Genomic DNA, 1,133 nt, shown 5'->3' with positions numbered 1-1,133 from the left:
CCGAAGTTGTTGATTCGGGAGCAAATTAGATGAGGCAACAAACCAATTTTAGGGAGCAGTTCAGGCGAGGCAATGCGCGGTTTGATTGTCGCGGCGCGTCAATCAGGATTGGCGTTTGCGGGCGTCGCATACGAGGCCGGCCGGCCTGGCCCTCGCTTTCGCTCGATGGCCTCGCGCCGCCGATAGCTCTCGACATTCAGCTCGAAGATTGTCACGTGGTGGACAAGGCGGTCGACCGCGGCGAGCGTCATGGCGGGATTTGGGAAGACCTTCCCCCATTCGCCGAAGGGCTGGTTGGCGGTGATGAGCATGGAGCGCCGCTCGTAGCGGGCGCTGATGAGCTCGAATAGCACGCTCGTCTCGGCCTGGTCCTTGGTGACATAGGCGAGGTCGTCGAGGATGATCAGGTGGAAGCGATCGAGGCGATTTATGGCGGCCTCGAGGCCGAGTTCGCGGCGCGCGACCTGAAGCTTCTGGACGAGATCAGTGGTGCGGGTGAACATGACCCGCCATCCGGTCTCGATAAGGGCAAGTCCGATGGCCGAGGCGAGATGGCTCTTTCCGCCGCCTGGAGGGCCAAACAGAAGCAGGTTAGCTCCCTTCTCGAGCCAGCTGTCGCCGGCGGTAATGGCCATCACCTGGGCCTTGGAGATCATCGGAACGGCTTCGAACTCGAATGTGTCGAGGGTCTTGCCCGGCAGGAGGCGCGCCTCGGCGAGATGGCGTTCGATACGTCGCCGGTCGCGCTCAGCCAGTTCATGTTCAATGATCGCAGCCAGGAAGCGAGCGGCCGGCCAGCCTTCCTTGTCGGCCTGTTCGGCAAACTGCGGCCACATAACCTTGATGGCCGGCAGGCGCAGTTCGTTGAGGAGCAAGCTCAGCCTGGCGGAATCGACAGCGGGGTTCGTCTTCATGCCGCATCTCCTGTCAGGTTGGCGCCAAGCAGGGCTTCATAGGCGTTGAGCGGAGCAAGACGCACGACGACACTCGGCACCCGGGCGGGATCCGGCGCGAACCGTTCGCGCAAAGCAGCCATGTCGGGCAATCGCCGTGCCTCTAGATGTTTAGTCCCGGCATTTGCTGGAGCGGATCGAGTTTGAAGCGTTCCGGTTGTGACGCCCACGCCTTGCAGA

Annotated in this window: 2 protein-coding genes; both read right to left on the bottom strand. The window is 62.2% G+C overall.

Features of this window, described 5'->3' with window-relative positions; genetic code table 11:
* Positions 1-98 precede the first annotated feature (98 nt).
* On the bottom strand, positions 99-914 hold the full coding sequence (istB, locus tag AC0L2U_RS34685; RefSeq protein WP_473603699.1) for an IS21-like element helper ATPase IstB: 816 nt from the start codon (positions 912-914) through the stop codon (positions 99-101).
* Complete coding sequence (locus AC0L2U_RS34680; RefSeq protein ID WP_473603698.1) at positions 911-1,036, bottom strand: hypothetical protein; 126 nt, start codon at positions 1,034-1,036, stop codon at positions 911-913. The genes istB and AC0L2U_RS34680 overlap by 4 nt, the downstream gene beginning before the upstream one ends.
* Positions 1,037-1,133: the final 97 nt, after the last annotated feature.

The organism is Mesorhizobium sp. WSM4808 (assembly GCF_055811675.1).
The sequence above is the reverse complement of the archived record's forward strand: the minus strand, read 5'-3'. Positions and strand labels throughout refer to the sequence as shown.

What these genes read in the sequence shown, in the direction of transcription:
- AC0L2U_RS34680 (WP_473603698.1), bottom strand. Translation starts at nt 1,036, where the DNA reads ATGGCTGCTTTGCGCGAACGGTTCGCGCCGGATCCCGCCCGGGTGCCG.
- istB (WP_473603699.1), bottom strand. Translation starts at nt 914, where the DNA reads ATGAAGACGAACCCCGCTGTCGATTCCGCCAGGCTGAGCTTGCTCCTC.